24 protein-coding genes are annotated in these 22,549 nt (G+C 53.8%); 17 read left to right on the forward strand and 7 right to left on the reverse strand.

Translation table 11 applies throughout. The features are described from left to right. The gene (locus LJ739_RS14310) at positions 1 to 849 is read right to left on the reverse strand and encodes an alpha/beta hydrolase (protein WP_229161570.1); all 849 of its coding nucleotides are present in this window, start codon (positions 847 to 849) and stop codon (positions 1 to 3) included. Between the two features lie 96 nt (positions 850 to 945). Next, positions 946 to 1,500, reverse strand: coding sequence for a DUF2937 family protein (locus LJ739_RS14315; RefSeq protein ID WP_229161572.1), 555 nt, complete (start codon positions 1,498 to 1,500; stop codon positions 946 to 948). A gap of 80 nt (positions 1,501 to 1,580) precedes the next feature. Between LJ739_RS14315 and LJ739_RS14320 the strand changes: the two genes are divergently transcribed. The 11 genes from LJ739_RS14320 (at position 1,581) to LJ739_RS14370 (ending at position 9,997) form a co-directional block, all read left to right on the forward strand. Further along, complete coding sequence (locus LJ739_RS14320; protein WP_229161573.1) at positions 1,581 to 1,979, forward strand: hypothetical protein; 399 nt, start codon at positions 1,581 to 1,583, stop codon at positions 1,977 to 1,979. Between the two features lie 83 nt (positions 1,980 to 2,062). Further along, positions 2,063 to 2,656, forward strand: coding sequence for a DUF2726 domain-containing protein (locus LJ739_RS14325; protein ID WP_229161576.1), 594 nt, complete (start codon positions 2,063 to 2,065; stop codon positions 2,654 to 2,656). Between the two features lie 118 nt (positions 2,657 to 2,774). Continuing rightward, on the forward strand, positions 2,775 to 3,482 hold the full coding sequence (locus tag LJ739_RS14330) for a 5'-methylthioadenosine/adenosylhomocysteine nucleosidase (protein WP_229161578.1): 708 nt from the start codon (positions 2,775 to 2,777) through the stop codon (positions 3,480 to 3,482). Positions 3,483 to 3,492: 10 nt separating this feature from the next. Continuing rightward, the gene (locus LJ739_RS14335; protein ID WP_229161580.1) at positions 3,493 to 4,467 is read left to right on the forward strand and encodes a cobalamin biosynthesis protein CobD/CbiB; all 975 of its coding nucleotides are present in this window, start codon (positions 3,493 to 3,495) and stop codon (positions 4,465 to 4,467) included. Further along, the gene (locus LJ739_RS14340; RefSeq protein WP_229161583.1) at positions 4,467 to 5,270 is read left to right on the forward strand and encodes a cobalamin-binding protein; all 804 of its coding nucleotides are present in this window, start codon (positions 4,467 to 4,469) and stop codon (positions 5,268 to 5,270) included. The genes LJ739_RS14335 and LJ739_RS14340 overlap by 1 nt, the downstream gene beginning before the upstream one ends. A 146-nt stretch (positions 5,271 to 5,416) precedes the next feature. Beyond that, positions 5,417 to 6,808 (forward strand): adenosylhomocysteinase, encoded by a 1,392-nt coding sequence (gene ahcY / locus LJ739_RS14345; RefSeq protein WP_229161682.1) that lies wholly within the window; start codon positions 5,417 to 5,419, stop codon positions 6,806 to 6,808. Between the two features lie 98 nt (positions 6,809 to 6,906). Continuing rightward, positions 6,907 to 7,275, forward strand: coding sequence for a rhodanese-like domain-containing protein (locus LJ739_RS14350; RefSeq protein ID WP_229161586.1), 369 nt, complete (start codon positions 6,907 to 6,909; stop codon positions 7,273 to 7,275). Then, positions 7,272 to 7,703 carry a hypothetical protein gene (locus LJ739_RS14355; protein WP_229161589.1) on the forward strand — a complete coding sequence of 144 codons (432 nt, stop codon included), beginning with the start codon at positions 7,272 to 7,274 and terminating at the stop codon, positions 7,701 to 7,703. Before LJ739_RS14350 ends, LJ739_RS14355 begins: the two co-directional genes overlap by 4 nt. After that, the gene (locus LJ739_RS14360; protein ID WP_229161593.1) at positions 7,700 to 8,098 is read left to right on the forward strand and encodes a DUF2721 domain-containing protein; all 399 of its coding nucleotides are present in this window, start codon (positions 7,700 to 7,702) and stop codon (positions 8,096 to 8,098) included. Before LJ739_RS14355 ends, LJ739_RS14360 begins: the two co-directional genes overlap by 4 nt. Next, positions 8,095 to 8,658 (forward strand): GNAT family N-acetyltransferase, encoded by a 564-nt coding sequence (locus LJ739_RS14365; RefSeq protein WP_229161596.1) that lies wholly within the window; start codon positions 8,095 to 8,097, stop codon positions 8,656 to 8,658. Before LJ739_RS14360 ends, LJ739_RS14365 begins: the two co-directional genes overlap by 4 nt. 1 nt (position 8,659) lies before the next feature. Then, the gene (locus LJ739_RS14370) at positions 8,660 to 9,997 is read left to right on the forward strand and encodes an NAD(P)/FAD-dependent oxidoreductase (RefSeq protein WP_229161598.1); all 1,338 of its coding nucleotides are present in this window, start codon (positions 8,660 to 8,662) and stop codon (positions 9,995 to 9,997) included. Positions 9,998 to 10,004: 7 nt separating this feature from the next. Here LJ739_RS14370 and LJ739_RS14375 read toward each other — a convergent pair whose 3' ends face one another. Together LJ739_RS14375 and tyrS are read right to left on the reverse strand one after the other, a co-directional pair. Then, positions 10,005 to 10,793: a substrate-binding periplasmic protein gene (locus LJ739_RS14375; RefSeq protein WP_229161600.1), complete on the reverse strand. Its 789-nt coding sequence runs from the start codon at positions 10,791 to 10,793 to the stop codon at positions 10,005 to 10,007. Between the two features lie 33 nt (positions 10,794 to 10,826). Next, positions 10,827 to 12,026, reverse strand: coding sequence for a tyrosine--tRNA ligase (gene tyrS, locus LJ739_RS14380; RefSeq protein ID WP_229161601.1), 1,200 nt, complete (start codon positions 12,024 to 12,026; stop codon positions 10,827 to 10,829). Between the two features lie 222 nt (positions 12,027 to 12,248). On the opposite strand from tyrS, the gene LJ739_RS14385 reads away from it, so the two are divergent. The 3 genes from LJ739_RS14385 to LJ739_RS14395 are packed head-to-tail and all read left to right on the forward strand — an operon-like array spanning position 12,249 to position 15,148. Further along, positions 12,249 to 13,544, forward strand: coding sequence for an OapA family protein (locus LJ739_RS14385; RefSeq protein WP_229161602.1), 1,296 nt, complete (start codon positions 12,249 to 12,251; stop codon positions 13,542 to 13,544). Between the two features lie 13 nt (positions 13,545 to 13,557). Next, positions 13,558 to 14,667 (forward strand): anhydro-N-acetylmuramic acid kinase, encoded by a 1,110-nt coding sequence (locus LJ739_RS14390; protein ID WP_229161604.1) that lies wholly within the window; start codon positions 13,558 to 13,560, stop codon positions 14,665 to 14,667. Between the two features lie 4 nt (positions 14,668 to 14,671). Beyond that, on the forward strand, positions 14,672 to 15,148 hold the full coding sequence (locus tag LJ739_RS14395; RefSeq protein WP_229161605.1) for an Lrp/AsnC family transcriptional regulator: 477 nt from the start codon (positions 14,672 to 14,674) through the stop codon (positions 15,146 to 15,148). 97 nt (positions 15,149 to 15,245) lie between these two features. On the opposite strand, the gene LJ739_RS14400 is transcribed toward LJ739_RS14395, so the two are convergent. Then, positions 15,246 to 17,039 carry a trans-sulfuration enzyme family protein gene (locus LJ739_RS14400; RefSeq protein ID WP_229161607.1) on the reverse strand — a complete coding sequence of 598 codons (1,794 nt, stop codon included), beginning with the start codon at positions 17,037 to 17,039 and terminating at the stop codon, positions 15,246 to 15,248. Positions 17,040 to 17,152: 113 nt separating this feature from the next. On the opposite strand from LJ739_RS14400, the gene LJ739_RS14405 reads away from it, so the two are divergent. Together LJ739_RS14405 and LJ739_RS14410 are read left to right on the forward strand one after the other, a co-directional pair. Then, the gene (locus LJ739_RS14405) at positions 17,153 to 18,094 is read left to right on the forward strand and encodes a D-2-hydroxyacid dehydrogenase (RefSeq protein ID WP_229161611.1); all 942 of its coding nucleotides are present in this window, start codon (positions 17,153 to 17,155) and stop codon (positions 18,092 to 18,094) included. A gap of 106 nt (positions 18,095 to 18,200) precedes the next feature. Beyond that, positions 18,201 to 19,172, forward strand: a complete 972-nt coding sequence (locus LJ739_RS14410; RefSeq protein ID WP_229161613.1) for a GGDEF domain-containing protein — start codon at positions 18,201 to 18,203, stop codon at positions 19,170 to 19,172. Between the two features lie 13 nt (positions 19,173 to 19,185). Here LJ739_RS14410 and LJ739_RS14415 read toward each other — a convergent pair whose 3' ends face one another. Then, the gene (locus LJ739_RS14415; protein WP_229161615.1) at positions 19,186 to 19,959 is read right to left on the reverse strand and encodes a thioredoxin family protein; all 774 of its coding nucleotides are present in this window, start codon (positions 19,957 to 19,959) and stop codon (positions 19,186 to 19,188) included. A gap of 83 nt (positions 19,960 to 20,042) precedes the next feature. On the opposite strand from LJ739_RS14415, the gene LJ739_RS14420 reads away from it, so the two are divergent. Next, positions 20,043 to 20,399, forward strand: a complete 357-nt coding sequence (locus tag LJ739_RS14420; RefSeq protein WP_229161617.1) for a DUF2750 domain-containing protein — start codon at positions 20,043 to 20,045, stop codon at positions 20,397 to 20,399. A 68-nt stretch (positions 20,400 to 20,467) separates the two neighbouring features. Here the strand turns inward: LJ739_RS14420 and LJ739_RS14425 are convergent, their stop codons facing one another. Further along, entirely contained in the window at positions 20,468 to 22,306 is a 1,839-nt protein-coding gene (locus LJ739_RS14425; protein WP_229161619.1) for a S8 family serine peptidase, read from the reverse strand. Between the last annotated feature and the right edge of the window lie 243 nt (positions 22,307 to 22,549).

The following is a 22,549-nucleotide window of genomic DNA, read 5'->3' on the forward strand; positions in this document are numbered from 1 at the left end:
TTATGGCGATTGCTGTGCTTCAGCATTGTCCGTCAACAACGGGGGCTCGGCTTGTTTCAACAGTGCCAGCACCCCCTGTCGAAAACCCTCTGGATTGGCAGACAGATGTGTGTGGCCCTGTAAGCGAGTCACATGCAAAGGCAAGGCAGGATCGCGACGCCATCGCTCAATCCATTGGCGCAGTGGCGCCTGAAAACGCTCTGCATCCTGATCGGCGCTGAACAACGCGATGGCAGGAACATTGCTGCTTCGGGTGCTGGGTTGCAAAAAGAACGACAGGTTACGGTGCAGTGCCGGATTGATGGCGATGACACCTGACCAGGGCGATGTGCCATGCATGGCCGTGTACAACGCAAACTGCCCGCCCAGCGATTGACCCAGCAGGATCTGACGTTGAGGATCTACCGGATAATGGGCTGACAGCACCGGCAACACTTGCTCGGTGATGAAGGCATCAAAACCCGCAGCACCGCCCCAAAAGTCTCTCTCCACGGCGGGTGCCGTGTAGTCATGTGAACGACCATTGCCTTTCTCGAAGCTATCAGCGCCGTAACTCAGTGCCGCGACAATCACCGGCGGCATGCTGTCTTCAAGTTGTAAAAAACTCGCATAGCTGGCCAGCAACGGGAAATTACGTCCACCGTCGAGCAGCAGCACCAGTGGTAACGGGGCCTCTGTGGTTTGTGCAGGTACTGACACCAATAGCTGGTAGCGTTGCGTTTTTCCCTGTGCCTGTCGTTGCAAGGCATGTTGACCGGTCACCGTCAGCCCCTGCATTACGCTGAGAGGCTGTTGAACCGCGCAACCCACAGCGCAAAAAACCAATAGTAAGACAAAGACTGAACGCACGATGGGTCTCCTGTGACTGACCGGGCAATGTCAGTGTAGATGGTTACGACAGCGGCAAAACCCGATGACGATGAGAGGGCTAATTTATGCGTTCAGTCACGAATGGCTGTGTCTGGCCCAACGAACACAACGGACGCACCCGCTACACACCGTGTCACCTATCAGACTGATCAGCACCGCCAGGGCAATCCCCCACAAGATGGCCTCCGGTGCCAGGATCACAACGTAAGTGTATTGACGCAGGGTTTGCTCAAAGATCGGTCTTATGTGATCGGTTGCCACATGCCACACCCGCTGAATCGGCCCAGCCTGTAAATGCTGACGTTCAGCGGCAAGACGCTCAACCCGCAGGATAAGTCCGGCAATGGTATCTGCATCACGTACAAACACCGGGTCGTTGCTGCTGCGGTAATGGGCGACAAGACGGGACAAATCGCCGTTAAAAAACTGTTCCGCCGTGGCGCGAAACCCTGACAGGTTATGATTCGCCTCCTGCCAGTGAGCATCCACCCGTTTGGCATATTGATCGACAAAACCCGGCACCTGAATGCCCAGCAATGTGGCTATCATGAACAGGATTAAACGCAAATAATGGCGGATCACGCTGACCTCACATAACGACAACGCCAATACCTTGGCGTTCGAATACATACCTTTAGCCTAGCAAATTGAGTTGCTGTGACTAGCACAACCTTCTATATTCACAGCAACAGTTAACAAACGGGAACATCATGTTACTGCAACGTACAGCCCGACTTGCCTTGCCCCTGATGGGTATTCTGTGGGTAAGCGGCGCACTTGCCGAACCGGCTTCAACCACCGACATGCAAACGTCGGCGTGTCCAACGGCGTTTCACGACGTCCCCTTGCACCCGGATGCCCGATGGTGCCAGTCTTTTGATGACAGCCTGCCGGCCAGCCTTTCTCATTTCGTGCCTCAACAGCAACAGCAGGTGATCGCGTTTTACCAGCAGTCGCTGGGAGATGCCGAACGCCAGCAAACTGTGCATGGGCGCACGCTGCTGCAATACAGTGGTGGTCAGTTCACCATTGTTGTGTCCGATGACGGACAAGGCGCTCAGGTCGATATCCTGGTCCGGGAACAAGTCATCACACCGGATATTTCCTGACACAGATCATTCTGGCACTTCCTTTGCAGTCCTCCTTACACAGGTGAAAACGTCAAACTATCGACTGTTGTAAGGAGCTACTTATGGAATGGGCCATCATTTTGATGATGTTACTGATCGTCGTCGCTATCGGTGCCATCAAGTTGAATGACCAAGGGTTAAACTTCCCGTTCAAACGCAAAGAAAACCTGTTCAGTCCGGCCGAGCGTCGTTTTCTCGAACTAATTGAACAGGCTGTCGGTCATCAATTTCGCATCATCTGTCGGGTAAAACTCAGCGACATCGTGTCGTTGCGTCAAAACACTGACAAGAAGACCGCCCATGCAGCGCTGTCCCGCGCCAGTACCAAGCAACTTGACTTTGTGCTGTGCAGCAAAGACGACATGAATCCGATTGTTGCGATTGATCTGGTGCACGGACAGGGAAAAGAGGGTCACAAGGCCCAACGGGATTGGTATGTCAGCAGCGCGCTGGATGCAGCCCGCATTCCACACCTGCGAATTAAGGTCAAACCCGGCTACAGCGTCCAGGAAATCAGAGACTGTATCGAGGCTAAACTGGCACCGCTGAAGCGCAAAGAACCCAAGCCATTGATCCCGGGCAGCAACAACCCTGACAACCCCAACGCCCATAAACCGACCCGTCCCCTGCGCTCGAGTCGTCCCGCAGCGGCATAACGCTCGCAAAAACCGCACGCCCGGGCCTTTTCCGTGGCGTGCGCGCCTGAATGTGCTTTAATTGAACAGTGATTTTCTTTACACTGCGCGCACTTTTGAGCAAGCAGTACAAAAACCCATGAAAATAGCCATTCTCGGGGCAATGGATCAGGAAGTTGCCCTGTTAAAAACCAGCCTGAATGATGTACAGGTGTCTGAGTATGCACACCTGACTTTCTATGCCGGCACCTTACACGGCGTCGACGTGGTCGTGGTCAAATGCGGTATCGGCAAAGTGGCCGCCTCTGTGGCGACCACTGTGATGATCGACCGCTTCGCCCCTGACTTTGTGGTCAACACCGGCTCGGCCGGCGGCTTTGATGCCGATTTGTCGATCGGCGATCTGGTGATCGGCACTCACGTACAACACCATGATGTTGACGTCACTCACTTTGGCTATGAACGCGGACAAGTGTACGGAATGCCTGCCATTTTCCCATGTGACGAGCGCCTGATTGTTGCCGCAGAACATGCCGCCAAGGACGTTGTACACGTTAAAAGTAAACGGGGTCTGATCTGTACAGGTGACTCTTTCATTGGCTGTGATGAGGCAGCCGGAAGACTGCGTGGTCTGTTCCCTGATATGCGCGCGGTGGAAATGGAAGGTGCCGCCATCGGTCAGACCTGCTACATGCTGGACACCCCCTTTGTGGTGATCCGTTCGCTGTCAGACATTGCCGGTCAAAGCAGTTCGGTTTCATTTACCTCTTACATCGACCAGGCCGCCAAACACTCGGCTGAACTGGTGATGGGTATGATCGCCGAGTTAGCAGAAACGGCGCAGTGATCCGACCCTGATGGCGCAGGAAGCGAGCAGTTTACTCCATCCTTTATTGCTCCCGGTTTGGATCATCGGGGCAATCCTGTTACTGGAACGTTTCCTGCCATGGCCTGAAAAGGCGCACCCGTTAACGCTGATACGCTTGATGGCGCTGCGCCTCAGTGACCGGGTGAATCCGGACCCTAAACGCCCTGCAGGGCAACAACATATCTCCGGCGCTTTGGCCATCCTGGTCATCCTGTTGCCGCTGTTGATTGTTCCGTTACCGCTGCTATGGCTGGCCGAATACCCCTGGTTTTTCGATGCCCTGTTGCTACTCGTTGCAGTGCAGTTTTCCCCGGTACAGCATGGCGTAAAGCGCGTCGAACAAGCCCTCAAAAACGATAAGAAGAACCTTGCCCGCCAGTGGCTTAATACACTGGTTTTGCGGGAAACCACCCGCCTGTCTCCTTTGGGGATCGGTAAAGCCGCCGTTGAAGCATTGATATTACGGTTTGCCTACCAGATCGTTGGTGTGCTGTTCTGGTATGCTCTACTGGGAGGGCTGGGTGCATTAGCCGTGCGCATCATCATGGAATTACACCACTGCTGGAACCCCAGAAAACCGCACTTTGGACACTTCGGACAACCCGTTGCACATTTGCATCAATGGCTTATGTGGTTGCCAACCCGTCTGGCCGCCCTGCTACTGGCACTGGCTAACCGCCCGCTACAAGGCATCCGGGCTTGGTTTGGCGTAAAAGGCCGGGGGCACAATGCCAGTGTTATTCTTGCCAGTGCAGGCGGTTCACTCGGGGTAGAACTGAGCGGACCGGCCTACTACAACGGCATAAAAGTACGCTTCCCCAGAGTCGGCGGCCAGCGAGAAGCCAGGTTTGGTGACATTCAACGGGCAAGAACCCTGGTCAATACAGCTCAACTGATGCTGTGGATGTTACTGTTTGTGTGTCATCTGTTGCTTGTTGGTTGGGCACTCAAAAACGGAGTCTGATGGTGCGACATGTTTTATTCCTTGTAGGGCTGCTGGCCTCCCAGGTGGTGCTTGGCGCGCCGCTTCGCATCGCCACCCTCGCTCCCCATGCCACCGAGTGGGTGTACGCATTGGGCGCAGAAAAGCACCTCGTGGCCGTCAGCGCACACAGCGACTATCCGCCAGAGGCAGCTGCCCTGCCGATTGTTGCCGACTACCAAGGTGTCAATTTTGAGCACCTCCTGCGCCTGCAACCCACCTTAGTGATCGTATGGCAAGGGGGCAACAAACCTCAGGATATCGCGCGCCTACAAACACTGAACATCGACGTGTTCATCTCGTCACCGAAAACCCCTTATGACATTGCCGACGAAATGGTTGCACTGGGGCAATCGCTGGGCGTGCCCGAGCGCGCCAATGACATCGCCGCGTCACTGCGTGCATCATTGGATGCTTTGAAAGCCAGATATCGACCACTACCGAGATTACGGGTTTTTTACTATATGTGGCCTAAGCCGCTAATGACCATCGGTGACGGGGCCTGGGCATCTGGCTTATTGTCACTGTGTGGGGCAAATAATGTGTTCAGTGACAGCCTGGTCGATTACCCGGAAGTGACCCTGGAACAGGTTTTGGCCAAGCAGCCACAACGTATCGTCGCAGCCCAACATGGTGATGCTAATCAATTGGCCGTTCAGTGGCAGCCCTGGCAGTCGACTCTACAAGCCCCGTTCATTCAGGTCGACCCCGACCGGTTGCATCGATTCACCCCACGTTTGATCAGCGGTCTGCATGATCTTTGTGAGCGTCTGCGCGTACCTTAAAACAGTGTGCCATGCGCCATTGCGTGAATGCTGTTAACGAATCTCCCGGCAACTGCCATTGCAATCTGTTGAGGGTATTGTATTCATGCCGTCTTCTGGCAGTATGGTGAAAAATACCGCAACACGAATGCAAAGGATATTTGATGATGCAGCAAGACAATCACGTTATGGCAACCGGTGACTACAAGGTCGCTGATATCGGGCTGGCTGACTGGGGGCGACGGGAACTGACCATCGCCGAAAGTGAAATGCCGGCACTGATGGCGATCAGGGAAAAATACCGTCAGCAGCAACCGCTCAAAGGGGCTCGGATCCTTGGCTGTATTCATATGACCATTCAGACCGGCGTGCTGATTGAAACCCTGGTGGCGCTGGGCGCCGAAGTGCGCTGGTCATCGTGTAACATCTTCTCGACCCAGGACCATGCCGCAGCAGCAATGGCCGCGGCAGGCGTGCCAGTTTATGCCTGGAAAGGTGAAACCGAAGCTGAGTATGACTGGTGTCTGGAGCAAACCATTATCAAGGACGGCAAGCCCTGGGACGCCAACATGGTATTGGATGACGGGGGTGACCTGACGGCCATGCTGCATGACAAGTATCCTGAAGTATTGGACAAGGTGCATGGCATTACCGAAGAAACCACCACCGGGGTACACCGTCTGCTGGAAATGCTCAAGGCTGGCACCCTAAAAGTGCCCGCCATCAACGTCAACGACGCGGTAACCAAATCCAAGAACGATAACAAATACGGTTGTCGGCACAGCCTCAACGACGCCATCAAACGGGCGACCGATCACCTGATGGCGGGTAAAAAAGCGCTGGTCATTGGTTACGGCGATGTTGGCAAGGGATCGAGTCAGTCCTTACGCCAGGAAGGCATGATCGTGAAAGTGGCTGAAATTGATCCGATCTGCGCCATGCAAGCCTGCATGGATGGCTTTGAGATTGTCTCCCCCTACCGTGGTGGCAATAACACCGGGCAGTCTCAGGACATTGATACTGCGCTGCTTAGCAACACCGACCTGGTCGTAACAACCACCGGCAACGTCAATGTGTGTGACGCCGCCATGCTGGCAGCACTGAAACCCGGCGCCGTGGTGTGCAACATCGGCCACTTCGACAACGAAATTGACACCGCCTACATGCGTAAACACTGGCGCTGGGAAGAAATCAAGCCGCAAGTGCACAAGGTCTATCGCTCGGAGCAGCCCGCCGATCACCTGCTTTTGCTGTCGGAAGGTCGCCTGGTCAATCTGGGCAACGCCACCGGTCACCCTTCACGTATCATGGATGGCTCTTTCGCCAACCAGGTGCTGGCGCAGATCCATCTGTTCCAGCAAGCCTATGCCGACCTGCCGGCTGATCAGAAACAACAAAAGCTACGTGTCGAGGTGCTACCCAAGCAACTGGACGAAGAAGTGGCCCGTTATATGGTGCAGGGATTTGGCGGTGTCATCACTCGCCTCACCCCGCAACAGGCGGATTACATCAATGTCGAGATTGACGGGCCATTCAAGCCCGACGACTACCGCTACTGATATGACCTCGGGTCAGCTTCGCTGGCCCGAAAATGTCTTTACACCGGCCAAACTGCTGATTAGGATCCGTTCATACACAGCAGAGCAGGTTTAAACCGATGAAAACTGTCTTCTTGTTGCTTTTTCTGTCCCTGGCGGGCCTCGCACATGGACAAACAGAGCACGAAATTTCCGCCCAGACGTTGTTGCAAGCACCTGCTGACTACCAGATTGTTGATGTTCGCAGCGCCGAAGAATACGCTCAGGGACACGTCCCCGGCGCGATTAATCTACCCCACGATCAGATTGCCGAACTGGCACAAGCACAGCTCGTTGCGTCCGGTAAACCCGTAGTATTGTACTGCCGTTCCGGCCGTCGCGCCCAACTGGCAGCCGAAGCCCTTCAGGCATTGGGCTATGACAACCTGCTGCATCTGAGCGGTGACATGCAGGGTTGGCAGGACGCTGGTCATCCCACACAGCCATGATTTTTAGCGTCGAAAAGCGCGACAAGCACGGTTACTACACCCTGCAGTTCGACGATCAGGTATTGCGACTGCGGGTCGGTGGTTCAATTGGCACTGGACTGGCGGCTAAATTTGATATTGATGTCGCCACAGCACTCAAATCAATCCCTCCGGGTCCTTGGATTTATTTTGGTGACATGCGTGGCTGTGATGGCTACACCCGGGATGCCGAATCACAAATTATCGAGACCCAGAAAATGGCGCTAGCGTCAGGCTGTGTCGCCGACGCCTATTGTATTGATAGTCCGGTCGCTCGCTCTCAGGTCGACAACATCCGCCGCAGCGCTGGCATTCCCGGTGATATTCTGTCCTGTTGTTTTGACACACCCGGCGCCGCCATGGACTATTTACAACAAGCCCTTGATGCAGCACTCAGCAAAACCTCATGAACATTACACTGACCACCCCTGCGGTGCTATTCCCCGCCATCTCATTATTGCTGCTCGCCTACACCAATCGCTTTGTCGCACTGGCACAAATCATCCGCAACTTTGACGAGCAACAAGACACGGAAAATACACATCAGCAAATCAATAACCTGCGCACCCGCATCCAACTGATCAAACGAATGCAGGAAGTCGGTGTGATCAGCTTTTTCCTGTGCGTGTTGTCGATGCTGGCGATCTACGCCCGCTACCAGGTTGCAGGCAACTGGATATTCGCCCTGTCACTGGTCTTTTTGCTTTACTCCCTGTGGCTGTCGGTGCGGGAAATCCGTATTTCCGTGCAAGCCCTGGACGTGCACCTGAGCCGCTTCAACGTAACGTTTAAGAAACGCAAATGAACACCATTCAGTACACCCAACTGGCCCCACACCACTTTGACCGGGTCATCGAACTTGGCAACGCCGTTCACGGTGATAATTATCTCGATCATCAACAGCTCGATGCCTACTATCAGCAGAGTTTTGCCAATGGCATCAATGCCAGCTGGGTCGCGCTGGACGGCGAACGATTGGTCGGTTTCCGGCTGACCTGGGCGGCCGGCAATTGGACGCCGGATCAATGGTGCACAACCGACGGATGGGGCCTTGACCCGACCCGAGTTTGCTATTTCAAATGCAATACCGTGGACAGTGACTATCGCGGCCATGGTATCGGCTCAACACTGCTGAAGTCCTCGATTGATTGCGCCCGTGACCAGGGCGCTCAAGGCGGTCTGGCACATATCTGGCTGGCCAGTCCTGGCAACAGCGCCTACCGCTACTTCAGCCGCTGTGGCGGTGAAGAGATCAAACGCCACCCCAACAAATGGCGGGAACTGGCTATCAATGATGGCTACGATTGTCCGGTCTGTGACGAACTGTGTTCGTGCACCGCCGCTGAAATGCTGATCCGGTTTTAACATGTACGATCCAATGGAAATGGCCTACCCGGCCGCGCAACAACCATACCCTGACTCATTCTGGGCCAGCACCCTGAAAACACCGCACATTGCTGAAACATTGAACCAGGATGTTGAGTCAGATGTGGCAATCATCGGCGCAGGGTATACCGGCCTGTCGACCGCCTTGCATCTGGTGCGGGATTACGGTGTTTCTGTGACCGTTCTGGAAGCTAATCAGGTCGGTTGGGGATGCAGCGGCCGTAACGCCGGCTTCGTACTGCCGGGCACTGGAAGGTTGAGTTTCCAGGATCTGCAACGCCGCTTTGGCGACGACACAGCGAAAGCAACCTATCAGGAATATCAGGACGCCATCAACACCGTCAGTGAGTTGATCTCACACTACAACATTGACTGTGAGCGTATCGACGGTGGCTATCTTAAACTGGCCCATACCCCGGCCAAAACAACCGCTCTGTTTGAGCACGCCCGACACCTTCAGGACACCTGTCAGGAAAACGTACAATGCCTGACTCAGGAGGAGGTTGAGGACCGACTGCTGCGCAATGTCAGCCAGTATGGGGGGATCTACTTCCCTGATGTATACGCCCTCAATCCGCTCAAATTGATCCATGGCTATGCCTCATCAGCAGCCGAAGTCGGCGCACGTATTTACACCAATACACCGGTAACGGCATCTCGCTTTGAAGCCGGACATCACCACCTGCACACAGCAACCGGACATAAGGTACGCGCCAGACAGCTGATCATTGCCAGCAATGGTTACTCCGGCCTTGCCAGCCACCCTCAGGTACAGCAACGCTATTTCCCGGTGATGTCGAGCGTGTTGGTCACGCCTCCCTTGTCCACCGAACAGCTTGCTGCGCTGGGAATGCACCCGGGACTGATGGCGATGGACACCCGGGATCTGAAGTACTACTACCGACTACTGCCGGACAATCGCCTGTTGTTTGGTGGTCGGGGCGCCATTCGCGGCAAAGACGCCGACACGCCAAGTGCCCGCCATCATTTACTCAAAGGGCTGCATCAGACCTTCCCAGCGCTAAAAGGCATGGATTGTGCGTATTTCTGGAGTGGCTGGGTGAGCGTATCACTGGATAACTACCCGCGTATATGGCGGGATGAGCAACGCAATCTGGCCTATGCCATGGGTTACTGTGGTGCCGGTGTATCCTTTGCCTCACAAGCTGGCAAGCGACTGGCACAGCGGGTTATGGGAGCGCACGATTTACCATCCCTGCCCTTTTTTGATTCACCACTGAAGCGCTTTCCGTTACCCGGATTACGCCGACTGGCACTACGTGCGTTCTATCAGTTTGCCCAGTGGCGAGACCGCTAGGAAAGGGTTAGTCGAGTCCCCAGCGTTTCAGGATGTGGGCCAATGTCCCGTCCCGCTCAATGTCAGCCATGGCATTGCGTAGTGTCTCCACCAGCGCCGGCGAGGTTAGATGCCCGGTTGCCATCTGCAACGACAAATGCAAGGCTTCAACTTCCAGCTTACCTTCCACCAGCATGGGATCGTGGCCGTATTGGACCAGCTCATAATGACGGGACGAGTAGTTGGTGAGGATCAAATCGAGCCGTTTGAGAAACAGCATTGACCACAACTGCTCAGAATTGGCCACCAGGGTCAGGTTCTCCCCTTCGACAAAGCCATGATTCAACAGATAGTCCGCAGAGCCATAACCCCGCACGGTGCCGACCTGAAACTGCTGTGTATCAATGAAGTCAGACAAGGCAATATCGTCCCGTTTACGCAGTCCGATAAAAAAAGCCCGCGCCAGGTGCACCTGCCCGAGCCATTGCCAGTCCCTTTCCCTTGATGGGGTGCGCAATGCCGTCAACAGCACCATGTTGGGCGTGCTAGCCGCTTCTTTGTAGGCTCGCGCCCATGGCATATGCTCATAGGTGGCGGAAATGCCGGTACGTTCGGTGATGGCTTCAGCCAGTTCAACGGCAGCCCCGAAAGGCTGCTGCTCTGCACTGAGCATGAAATAAGGTGCAGTCACCTCACCGACAAAGGTGAGGTTCAACTCATCATCCATTGATGGCATGTCGTCCTGTGCAGCACTTTGGCCCGCGCCCAGCAACATCAACACTACGCTGACGACGGCGCACGCCTTACCATCAAACATGTTACTACCTCAGTCGGAGCGAACCCCAATTTCTCACGTTAGGGAAACCCGTGCAAATTTACGTTTCCCTACCTGAAATACTGCTTCCGACGCTGTATCCAGCGTCAGCTTGCTGTCCTGAACTTTTTCACCGTCAATTTTCACCGCACCCTGCTTAATCATACGCATGGCTTCTGACGTTGACGCCACTAACCCGGCATCTTTGAGCAGATTAGCAATCGGCAACCCCTCCGCCGGTAACGGTAAGCTCACTTCCGGCATGTCATCCGGGATGGCATTTTTCTGGAAGCGCTGGATAAAGTCCTGAAGCGCACCGTCAGCAGCCTCATCGCTGTGGAAACGGGCAATGATTTCTTTGGCAAGGTCAATCTTAACATCCCGCGGATTTGCGCCCTCGGCAACCTGTTGCTTGAGTGCGGCAATCTCTTCTACCGGTCGGAAACTGAGCAAATCGTAGTAACGCCACATGAGCTCGTCGGAAATGGACATGATCTTGCCAAACATGTCATTGGGCGTATCGGTAATGCCGATGTAATTACCCAAGGACTTGGACATTTTCTGCACACCATCAAGGCCTTCCAGCAACGGCATCATCAGGACCGTTTGCTGGCGTTGACCTTCATCTTTTTGCAGTTCACGGCCCATCAGCAGATTGAAGCGCTGATCGGTTCCGCCCAATTCAACGTCGGCCTGCAGCGCGACCGAATCCCACCCTTGCACCAAAGGGTAGAGGAACTCGTGAATGGCGATAGCCTGGCCACCCTGATAGCGCTTTTTAAAATCATCCCGTTCCAGCATACGCGCAACGGTCTGACGTGCCGCCAACTTGATCATGCCATCGGCACCCAGTTCGTTCATCCATTCTGAGTTAAAACGAATCGTGGTCTTTTCCGGATCGAGGATCTTGAATACCTGTTGTTTGTAGGTTTCGGCGTTGGCTAACACTTGCTCTCTGGTCAACGGTTTGCGCGTGACATTCTTGCCTGTGGGATCGCCAATCAGTCCGGTAAAGTCACCAATCAGGAAGATCACCTCATGACCCAGTTGCTGGAAAGCGCGCATCTTGTTCAGCAAAACAGTGTGGCCCAAATGCAGGTCTGGTGCGGTTGGATCGAAGCCAGCTTTAATTTTTAAGGGTTTTCCCTCTTTGAGCTTTTCAACCAACTCTTCTTCAATCAATATCTCATCTGCACCGCGCTTGATTTCATCAAGGGCTTGTTGCCAATCTGTCATGAGGCTGTTTCTCCCGCCACGAATTCTATAAATCACCAATGGCGTTAGTTTACTCTGCAGACGCTGTGTTTAAAAGGCAAAAGCCGCGATGAACAGGTGCACTTCTACGACTTTTGGCTAATTATCCCGGCAAAAACTGCTGATTTATTCGCCTTTGACTGGAATATCGCGAATAATCCAGATATTCTGCAATTTAAGTAGTTGAAGGAAGTTACCGTCTACGTGGTTCATAAGACGCTTAAACAATTGCCGAAAACGCATAAAACTTTATTGGCCGTCGCCCTGCTCTGTGTGGTGACCCTGATGCTTTTACCTTCAGAGCCTGCCAGTGCTTCCCGTCAGTTGCCCGTCACCGAGCTTGAACTGGGCAAACGTTACCCACTGGACCTGAACGTTTCCCCACAAAACGACATCATCGTCGGTGAGGAAGACGGCGACGCCTGGCAAACCCATACCATTCGTAAAGGCGACAATCTGGCCAAGATTTTCCAGCGCGCAGGTTTTACTCCCCAGGACACGTATCGCGTCAGCCGCGCCGGTGATGACGCCAAAGCGCTGCTTAAAATGCGCCCCGGGCAAGAGTTGATGCTGGCCTCGTCACCTGATGGACAGTTCAAAGGTTTGCGTTACCGCATGGATGCCGTCACCTCATTAAAGGTGAGCGTGGATGAAGACGGTAGTCTGCAAAGCAACATTGAGAAAAAAACCATTGAAACGCGACTCAATTATGCCCAAGGGCAAATTGACAGCAGCTTCTGGAATGCCGGTGTTCAAGCTAACCTGAGCGACAACCAAATCATGAGTCTGGCCAACATTTTCGGTTGGGACATCGACTTTGCGTTGGAAATCCGCCAGGGGGACACCTTCAACGTGATTTTTGAAGAACAGTACATCGAGGGTGACTTCGTTGGTTACGGCAATATCGTTGCCGCCGAATTTGTCAATCAGGGCGAGATCTTCACCGCCGTGCGTTATGACGATGGCAACTACTACACGCCGGAAGGCCGCAGCATGCGCAAGAGTTTCTTGCGTGCACCGGTCAACTTCAAATACATCAGTTCGAGCTTCAAGAAGCGCCGTTTTCACCCCGTGCAGAAGCGCTGGAAGGCACACCGGGGCGTAGATTATGCGGCTGATCGCGGTACGCCGGTTATGGCTGCAGGTGACGGAAAGGTTATCCGCGCGACCTACGACAAATACAATGGTCACCATGTTTTCATTCAACACGGTGAGAAATACACCACCAAATACCTGCACTTTACCAAGCGCGCGGTGAAACGCGGTGATGTGGTAAAGCAAGGCCAGGTGATCGGCTATGTCGGCTCAACAGGTCTGGCATCCGGCCCCCATTTACACTACGAATTCCTGGTTGATGGTGTACACCGTAATCCTCGCACTGTCAGCCTGCCTAAGGCGCAGCCCATTGACCAATCACAGTTGTCCCAATTCAAACAGTTGGCGGCGTTACGACTGGAGCAATTGAGCAACAATAAGCGTATCATGTTGGCCATGAACTGATCGGGAGGCCGACATGGAACGGTATCTGGGTGTGATGTCTGGCACCAGCATGGATGGAATTGATGTCGCGCTGGTGTGCATTGAAGAAGGCCTCACACAACTTGAAGGTTACGCAACCTTTCCCTTACCTGACTCCCTCGTTCCTCTTCTGCACCAACTGTGCACGCCCGGCGATAATGAAATCAACCTCATGGGGAACGCATCGCGCCAACTGGCCTATGTTTACGCCGATGCTTGCCAGCAACTACTCGACCAGCACGGATTAACTGCGGATGATATCCGTGCCATTGGCTGCCATGGGCAAACCGTAAGGCATCATCCGGAAGGTGCAGCGCCGTTTACCCTGCAACTGGGGGATCCGAATACCCTTGCCGTACTGAGCGGCATTGATGTTATCGCCGACTTCCGGCGTAAAGACATGGCACTGGGTGGTCAGGGAGCCCCTCTCGTACCGGCCCTTCATCAGGCATTGTTCGCCCGTCAGGGGGAGCAAAGAGTGGTGGTTAACCTTGGCGGCATTGCAAACCTGACCTGGTTGCCTGGTGACGAAACCCTGCCGGTTATTGGGTTTGACTCTGGTCCAGCCAACACCTTGCTGGATGCCTGGTGTCGTCGTTGCCTCGGACAGCCGATGGATCGTGATGGACAGTGGGCCGCTACCGGGGTTGTCGAAGAGCATCTGCTCGGACAAATGCTGACAGAGCCCTATTTGACAGCGCCTTACCCGAAAAGCACCGGCCGGGAATTGTTTAATCCGTCGTGGCTCGATGCGCACTTACACCGATACAAACGCGCCGTCAGTGACGTCAACGTTCAGGCTACACTGGCTCAGTTTACTGTGGAAACCCTGTGCCGCGCCGTCGAAGCTGTGGGAACACCTCGACACATGATCCTGTGTGGAGGCGGAGTACACAATAAGGACCTGCTGCGCAGATTTGCCTTGCGGATCGCCCCCTGCAAGGTCTCAACCAGCGCACAATGGGGCATCGAGCCTGATGCCATTGAAGCCATCGCATTTGCCTGGTTAGCCTGGGCATTTGTGCACCGCAAATCCGGCAACATTCCCAGCGTCACCGGCGCGAAACGGCCAGCCGTGCTTGGCGGCTACTATCCAGCGGAGTAAAACTGTGAAACCGACCAGCCGTCCCTTGGACACCATCGATATTGAAATCCTGGCTTTGCTGTATCAGGACGGAAGAGCGACCAATAAGGACATTGCCGCCAAGGTCAACCTGGCGCCGTCCTCATGCCTTGAACGCATTCGTCGTCTGCAGACCGATGGTATTTTGCAGGAGCATCGCATTGAAGTCGATTTGAACGCGCTGGGAGGCCACATTCAGGCAATGATCTCGGTCCGCTTGTCCGATCATAACCGCGAAACGGTCGATCAGTTTGCCGCCGACTTGCTGCCCCTGCCTGAAGTTATTAGCCTTTACCACATGGGCGGTGAGAATGATTTTTTAATCCATGTCACCGTCGCTGACAGCGGCCATTTGCGGGATTTTGTGTTCAATGCTGTTACCGCACGCAAAGCAGTTAATCACGTAGAAACGGCACTGGTTTACGACTGCAAGGTCAGCAATACCTTGCCGTGCTTTTTATAAGCGGAAAAGTCGTCAGCCCGACATGACCGTCGTCTTGCCGGGCTGACTGAGGGCACACCGGTTCACCCGGTGATGAGGTTCGCGGATCGCTCAGGTCTTATCTGTCCAACAGATCAGCGACCGAGCCACTGGCATGGGCGTGTTGTTCGTACACCTGTGCCATGGTGCGCAAATACAGTGCATCAATGTCTTCTGCGGACATGAATTTGTCACTGAACCCAGGCACGACAGGATCAATGTGCAAACGGGCACTGTTGATCAGGTGTGCAATTAACCCTTTAACGTTGTCAGTTCCCATCGCAATACGCATGGTGGTCAGGAAAATTTGCGCTTTATGTTGTTCTTCTTCACTCAGTTCAGAGTGAGAAGTCAATGCAGGACACAAGATGATGGTGTTGTTCTGACCAATACTGACCTGATGGCTGAACGCCGGCTCCAGAGCATCGAAGAAACGCACAAACGTATCCCGTGACAGGTTAGCGCCCTGCATATCAACGGTAAACAACGCACAAGGCCAACCATGGCGCATCTGACTCTCACGCAGTCCGGCATTCGGGTGCTGAGGCAATGCATGACAGTTAACGTTAAAATCGGGATGGGCGGCAAGGAACTGGCTGAACACGGTGGTATTGATCACCTTGTTGAGCATTCGCATCTCCAGGGTTTTCATCCCGTTAAGCACATCAAAGGCTTTTTCCGAGTCCAGGAACGCGCCCTTAATGTAGTAAACGTCCCAGAACATGGTTTTTGACCAGTCGTAGCCGTTTACACAATCACCTTTGGCCTGGAACATACGGTAGCCTTCGCCAATGACAACACCGGCAGTGGTCGCACCGCTACCACAGATGTCTTTGGTGTAACTGTGCACCACATAATCCGGGCGCTCGGCTTTATTCTCCCGTTGCAGCGGCTGGTGCAATACCGGCGTTGCCAATGTCGCATCCAGCATTACCAGATGGTCATCTTCGTGGGCAGCACGACAGATACCGGTCACATCCAGTACGTAGCCGTGAGGGTTACACGGAGACTCCAGATAGACATGCAATTGTTTACCCTCGCTCAAACGATCTGCATAGGTCTGCTTGGTCTGGGCCAGGAACGTGCGGAATTCTTCCTCTGAATAGCCATCAAACCAGGCGAGTTGGATATCCAGGCGGTTTTCGCGGGCGAAATAATCATGCAGCAACTGATAGACACCACCATAAACGTTGCGAGACACCACCAGCACATCACCATGGGACAACACGTTGGACAGCAACGCATCAATCGCAGCCATCCCGGAATTGAAGTTCCAGGCCAAATAATCGGCAGAATAAGGACCGGCTTCCAAATCAACGATGGCATTGGCCAATGAAATATTGGTGGGGTTCAGCAATCGCGAGTAGATCTGGTGGGTAAACTCCTTGCCGTGGAACGCATCATCAACCCATTCAGTACAGGCGTACACGTAGGTGGCCGTACGGACAATCACCGGGGTTGCAGAGAACAACGCTGTGACATTGTCAAACAACGGGTAATGGTTCATCGACACCTGACCGCCCTTCTGGCCGGTCATACTCTGGTAGGTCGCACGGAAAGGATTCTGCAAGGTATCCAGGACCTTGGCAATTTGAAAGGACAGAAACTTCTTGGCATTGAAGTATGCCAGCTTGTTTTCTTTACTCAGTCCTTCCAGCGTGTCGCGGGTAACCTGCCACAGTGCGTTGACGTCTGTCTGGGCTTGATACAGATGGGTTGCGGCACTGTGCAGCGCACGTCCGTATTCGCTGTCGGCTTTGATGCCGAAATGGGCCAATTGCTCATCGGCAAGTGCCTCGATGCTCTGTGCATCGGTAGTGTTACGGCGCGGGGACAAGAGCTTAGCTTGATTGACCTGTTGCATGTCTGACATAGTGATTCTCATTACTCAATGCTTCGTTACAAACCCGAATATAATTCCTTTTTAACAAAATTTAAACGAATAATATTTGTTTTCGTAACGATATAAGGAAAGAATACTTTACTATGACTCATCAGCCCGCCATCTCTATTCTGAGCCGGGACGCCCAGCAGTATGCGGCGCTTCTCACACAGGCATCGTCGGATCTCACCTTGTGTCAGGTCCTTGATACGGTTCCCGCAGACTTTCAATGTGCACAGACAGAAGTATTGCTGTGTGATCCGGATCTGGGGGCCAAAGCTGTTCGCCACATGCCATCGCTGCGCTGGGTACAGTCGACCTGGGCAGGCGTTGCGCCATTGCTTTGCGAACCTCAGCCTGACTGGCAACTCACCGGCATCAAAGGGATCTTCGGTCCACAGATGAGAGAGTTTGTACTCACTTACCTGTTGTACTTCGTGCGCAGGGTGGAGGCGTTCCAAACCTTGCAAAGGCAATCCTTGTGGGCCCCCTTACGGCCCGGCATTCTGCGCGGTAAAACCCTGGGACTGGCCGGCGTCGGTGACATCGGCCGCAGTGTGGCCGAAGCGGCCAGCGGGTTGGGCATGAAGGTCCATGGCCTTAGTTTGCGCAGCCGTGACTGTTCAACTGTCGAACAGTACTTCTCACCCAGCGAAAAAGTGGCTTTCGCCGCGTCGGTAGACTATCTGGTGGGCCTGTTGCCTGCCACTGACGCCACTGCACATCTGATTGACGCTGATATGTTGGCAGCCTTGCCGCCTCATGGGGTGGTTATCAACGCGGGCAGAGCATCGACCCTGGACCACAGTGCTCTGCGTGAATGTCTGCAACGGGGGCACCTTGCAGGCGCGGTGCTGGATGTTTTGCCGTCAGAACCTCTGCCGGATGATGACCCATTGTGGCGCACACCAAATTGTCTCATCACCCAGCACACGGCGGCGCTTTCACACCCCGAAGAAATCGCGCGTATTTTCATCAACAATGTGCAAAAATACCGCGATGGACAGCCGTTGAACTATACTGTGGATTGGCACAACGGCTACTAAGTTGCGAGGACCTTGATCGCGAATCGCAGCGCATAAGGTACCTAACATCATGTCAAAACCCAGTCACCAATGGGCGCCAGACCAAGGATCGGAGGAACGTGCTGACATGTTATCGAAACCACGGCAGATTGATGAATACATTCTGCTAACCCTTAGCGGTGCGACAGCTGTTGCACTAACCCCTTTTGCCATATACCGCATCTGGACCCATGAATGGAACGTCGCCATTTTGGACAGCGCTGCCGTGTTGCTGGCGGCTGTTTTATGGACCCACGTGTGGCGCACCGGTCAGACCTTATGGGCAGGACGTATTCTGGCCAGCCTGTGTCTGATTGTGGCCATCATCACCTTGTTGCTGCGCGGCGCGGAACAAATCTTGTGGGTTTATCCGGCGCTGACGGCGACCTTTTTTCTGATCCCACCGCGCATAGCGGCAGTCATGGCCACCATTCTGCTGGCGGTCGCCACGATAATCTTGTGGCCGGAGCTCACACAGGTTAAAGCGGCTGAATTTTTGGTCTCATCCATTGCCACCATGATGTTCAGTTTTGCGTTCGCTGATCGCATGCGCGACCAGCACAAACGTCTCGAATTGCTAGCCAATCAGGATGCTCTCACCGGGGCGGGTAACCGTCACGCCATGGAAAAGAAACTGCTCGATGTCATGGCGTTCCAACGACGTAACCAGGATACGCCAGCATCACTGATCATCCTTGACCTGGATCGCTTCAAAACCATCAATGATACCCACGGTCACGGCGTTGGCGACGCCGTACTGATCGAACTGGTCAAAACCATCAGTGGACGGATCCGCAGTACAGACACGGTGTTTCGGTTTGGCGGTGAGGAGTTTGTGGTCATTGCAGAAAATACCTCTCTGCCTGACGCCAGCGTTTTGGCCGAGGAATTATGTTGTGCGGTGCGCAACAATCCTTACTTGCGCGAGTACCATGTCACCGTCTCGATAGGAACCGCACAATTCAAGCCTTCGGAATCAGCATTTGAATGGTTAGGTCGGGCCGACAAGGCCATGTACCGCGCCAAAGAGTCTGGCCGCGATGGCTGCTTTACCGGCTAAAAACAACGCTGTCTTATAGTGCCAGCGGGGCAGGTTCTTGCGGTAGCTGGGTGTCTCCGCCCAGTGCCTTATCGAGTTGCTGTTGCAGAACACCGCGGTACTCACGCACCGCTTTCCATGCAGCGTCAAACTGTGCAGGCTTTTCACCTTCCACTGCAGCGCGCAATAACGGCGACAACGCATCAAACCCGTCCTGCAGTTTGTCAGTATGTTCGATGAAGTAAGCCTGCACAGGCGCTGGCAGCGTGCTGAAGTTCTGTACACTACCCAAGGGTGCATCCAACGCCTTCAACAATTCACGCTGCATATCCTGCACAGTATGGCTCGCTGCGTTATGCCAGAAGGCGATGGCGTCACCGTTTAGCAATTGCTGCCCGTCGGCTGATAGTGCATACACACTGGGCGTACCGTAGTAGCCAGGGTAACCGATTTCACCGAGCAGCCGCGCGCGACTTTGTAGGTAGCCCACATCCACAAACTGGATCCGAAACCGCTCAACAAGCCATGGGTGCATGGCCGTTGTCGAAAATACATCCGCCAGGGCCCGACTGTCATGGCACCACTCTGCTCCCAATACCACCAGCAAAGGGCGCTCATCGGCGCTTACAAGCGCTTGCTGATAGTGGCGCAGATATTCACCGGGGGTAAAGGTGTACGCCGCCAATCGCTGCTGTGAAGAGGATTCATCTGCCTCGACCACTGCACACCACAACAACAAACATAAAATCAGACAATAGCGCGCTGCAACCATCGGGAAGGTACCTTCATCAAAAACTGCCAATAACATACGGTACGGCGTTTAACCACGCAAGACGCACCGCTGGATTTCCGCTATCCTTAGCACACTTTATGACAAGGAATACACCGTAAATGACGACTTCAGACTGGTATCACATGCCGCCAGAGCAACGCCTTAAACGCACCATCGATGGATTCAAATCCGAACAGGCACTGTGGATTTTGACCGACAATGACGGTGCTGTGATGCTCACCACCGATGAAGGAGACGGCATTCCCGTTTGGCCGACCCAGGCATTGGCCAAAGACTGGGCTAACAATGAATGGTCATCCTGCACCCCTAAAGGAATCCCACTGACCGACTGGTTGGATCGCTGGACCGATGGTCTGGCTGAAGATGAAGTGGATGTGGTGATTTGCCCGGTACCGGGAGAGGACGGGTTGATCATTTCCTCTGACGAACTGGCTCACTATCTGACTGAGATGTAATTCACACTGCAGAGCATAAAAAAAGGCCACCGAACGATTCGGTGGCCTTTTTGTTTATCCGCTTTCGGTTAGAAAACCACGGTTTGCGTCGCGCTACAGGTGTTGCTGGCTTCTTCACAAACCTGATAGTCATAGCTACCGCCACCTTTGGTGTTCAGGGCATCGGTATAGCTACCATCATTGTTCGTGGTGTCAATCAGCTGACCATCGCGATAGATATCAACATTGGTCGTCTGAGCGCCGCTCCATGATAAATCAACCATTTGCAGGCCACGTTGCTTATAGCCGGTTGCAGACAGGCTAAAGTCGCCGCCAGTGCCACCACCGTTGTCGCCACCGCCGTTGTTACCGCCACAAGGATTTGCTGTCAGGTACGCATCAGCATCTGCCGCTTTTACGATACCGTAACCAAACTTGTCGTCTTTGCCTGCCACACCCGCATCTTGTGCCGTTGCTTTGAAGGCTGCACGAATATCTTCGCCGCTACATTCAGGGTGATTTGACCATACCAATGCAGCCAAGCCTGCCACTGCAGGGGTTGCCATTGATGTACCACTCATCAGGCCATAGTCACTGGCACCAATGTTGATGTCCATGGTCGCAGCAGCCAACAGTGCGCTACGATCTTCCAGCGCGGCACCGACAGCAGGGATGGTTGTGGTGTTGGTGTCACCCAACGTGCCGTACAGCATACCGGCTTCGTTATTGATGATAACCGCACCAATACCACCGGACGCTTCACAGTTGTTGACCTTGTCAAAGAACGAGATGTTGCCCCGGTCGATGACACAGATTTTACCACTTGCCGCGCCGTCTACTGCTTCAGCAGTACCCATGAAGTAGGTGCTGCCACTGGCGTTACCGGCATTCTCCATTGCAGAAGAGGCTACTGCTGCACCATCAGCTGTCAGGCTGGCAGAGGTTGCCATGCCCGCAGGGTAAGTGGACAGGGTATCCACGCCACCGGCAGTGACTTCTACACAGATGGTTTCATCGGTGGTGGCACGCTTGCCACGGCCAGAAGTACAACTAGGGAATTGGGAGAAATCCGCAATGTTATTGTCAGCATCGTTGGCACCGATCATCATGATCGACGAGTAACCTGCCGGATAAGAACGCACGTTATTGCCGTCATTACCGGCCGCTGCGACCACCAGACCGCCTGCGTCGCGGAAGGCATTAAAGGCGTTTTCTTCGGTGTTGTTAGCACCGCCGCCACCCAAACTCATGTTGATGATGTTGGCACCGGCCTGGGTACATTTCTGCGCGGCATAAGCCAGATCAGACGAGTAGCCCCAACCTTCTGCGTTAAATACCTTGATGATGTGCATATCAACGCCAGGGGCCATGCCGACAACACCAACATTGTTATCTGCGGCACCAATAGTACCCGCTACGTGCGTACCGTGAGGACCACCATTCTCGTACCAGTTTCCGGTACCGGAATCGTTGTCACCGGTAATCGCTGACCAGTTGAAATCAGGGTTTGAAGCGTCCAGACCGGAGTCAATGACACACACTTTCATGCCCGCATTGGGGTTAAAGGTCAGTTGATCCGCCTGAGACTGGTAAACCGCGTACGGTGTTACCTGTTGTTGCATGGGGTCGCCGGCATCATCATTGTACATCGCCAGTGGACGACGAACCTGATCTGCCTCGACCAGTTTTACATGGGGGTTATTCAGCAGGCCTTTGACATCGTCCAGTGACTTGCCTGGGAATTCTGCCGCGATGAATCCTTCAGCATCGATTTTTACCTGACCGCCGTATTGCTTGGTCAGGGCTTTAACAATGCCTTTGCCTGGATTATCAACCTGAATAACGTAACGTTCTGCTGCCTGTACGGAAGCCGCGCCAAGTGCAAGTAGGGTGGCTGCGGCCAATGGAGTGATTTTATTATTTAACATAGGATTGCTTCCTAACAACGTGTTGCTCTTTTTATAATGGGTTGCTACGCGGAGATCCGCTGGCGTAGAGAGGAACTCTTTATTGTATTTTTATCGACGTAGCTTATGACGAACTATGCGTTCGGGTTATTGAACCTACCCATTTGTGGGCAGCGCTGCAATTATCATCACGCACGTGCCCACAAAAAAGCGACAAATCAGGTTAAATCCTTGTAAAAATTAGGATGAACATCCTATAAACTG

It is taken from the genome of Fluctibacter halophilus (assembly GCF_020687825.1).
Taxonomy (GTDB): Bacteria; Pseudomonadota; Gammaproteobacteria; order Enterobacterales; family Alteromonadaceae; genus Fluctibacter; species Fluctibacter halophilus.

Excerpts from the sequence above, each read along its gene's own strand:
- LJ739_RS14315 (WP_229161572.1), bottom strand. The coding sequence starts at position 1,500 with ATGTATTCGAACGCCAAGGTATTGGCGTTGTCGTTATGTGAGGTCAGC.
- LJ739_RS14320 (WP_229161573.1), top strand. The coding sequence starts at position 1,581 with ATGTTACTGCAACGTACAGCCCGACTTGCCTTGCCCCTGATGGGTATT.
- LJ739_RS14325 (WP_229161576.1), top strand. The coding sequence starts at position 2,063 with ATGGAATGGGCCATCATTTTGATGATGTTACTGATCGTCGTCGCTATC.
- LJ739_RS14330 (WP_229161578.1), top strand. The coding sequence starts at position 2,775 with ATGAAAATAGCCATTCTCGGGGCAATGGATCAGGAAGTTGCCCTGTTA.
- LJ739_RS14335 (WP_229161580.1), top strand. The coding sequence starts at position 3,493 with ATGGCGCAGGAAGCGAGCAGTTTACTCCATCCTTTATTGCTCCCGGTT.
- LJ739_RS14340 (WP_229161583.1), top strand. The coding sequence starts at position 4,467 with ATGGTGCGACATGTTTTATTCCTTGTAGGGCTGCTGGCCTCCCAGGTG.
- ahcY (WP_229161682.1), top strand. The coding sequence starts at position 5,417 with ATGCAGCAAGACAATCACGTTATGGCAACCGGTGACTACAAGGTCGCT.
- LJ739_RS14350 (WP_229161586.1), top strand. The coding sequence starts at position 6,907 with ATGAAAACTGTCTTCTTGTTGCTTTTTCTGTCCCTGGCGGGCCTCGCA.
- LJ739_RS14355 (WP_229161589.1), top strand. The coding sequence starts at position 7,272 with ATGATTTTTAGCGTCGAAAAGCGCGACAAGCACGGTTACTACACCCTG.
- LJ739_RS14360 (WP_229161593.1), top strand. The coding sequence starts at position 7,700 with ATGAACATTACACTGACCACCCCTGCGGTGCTATTCCCCGCCATCTCA.
- LJ739_RS14365 (WP_229161596.1), top strand. The coding sequence starts at position 8,095 with ATGAACACCATTCAGTACACCCAACTGGCCCCACACCACTTTGACCGG.
- LJ739_RS14370 (WP_229161598.1), top strand. The coding sequence starts at position 8,660 with ATGTACGATCCAATGGAAATGGCCTACCCGGCCGCGCAACAACCATAC.
- LJ739_RS14375 (WP_229161600.1), bottom strand. The coding sequence starts at position 10,793 with ATGTTTGATGGTAAGGCGTGCGCCGTCGTCAGCGTAGTGTTGATGTTG.
- tyrS (WP_229161601.1), bottom strand. The coding sequence starts at position 12,026 with ATGACAGATTGGCAACAAGCCCTTGATGAAATCAAGCGCGGTGCAGAT.
- LJ739_RS14390 (WP_229161604.1), top strand. The coding sequence starts at position 13,558 with ATGGAACGGTATCTGGGTGTGATGTCTGGCACCAGCATGGATGGAATT.
- LJ739_RS14400 (WP_229161607.1), bottom strand. The coding sequence starts at position 17,039 with ATGTCAGACATGCAACAGGTCAATCAAGCTAAGCTCTTGTCCCCGCGC.
- LJ739_RS14405 (WP_229161611.1), top strand. The coding sequence starts at position 17,153 with ATGACTCATCAGCCCGCCATCTCTATTCTGAGCCGGGACGCCCAGCAG.
- LJ739_RS14410 (WP_229161613.1), top strand. The coding sequence starts at position 18,201 with ATGTTATCGAAACCACGGCAGATTGATGAATACATTCTGCTAACCCTT.
- LJ739_RS14415 (WP_229161615.1), bottom strand. The coding sequence starts at position 19,959 with ATGTTATTGGCAGTTTTTGATGAAGGTACCTTCCCGATGGTTGCAGCG.
- LJ739_RS14420 (WP_229161617.1), top strand. The coding sequence starts at position 20,043 with ATGACGACTTCAGACTGGTATCACATGCCGCCAGAGCAACGCCTTAAA.
- LJ739_RS14425 (WP_229161619.1), bottom strand. The coding sequence starts at position 22,306 with ATGTTAAATAATAAAATCACTCCATTGGCCGCAGCCACCCTACTTGCA.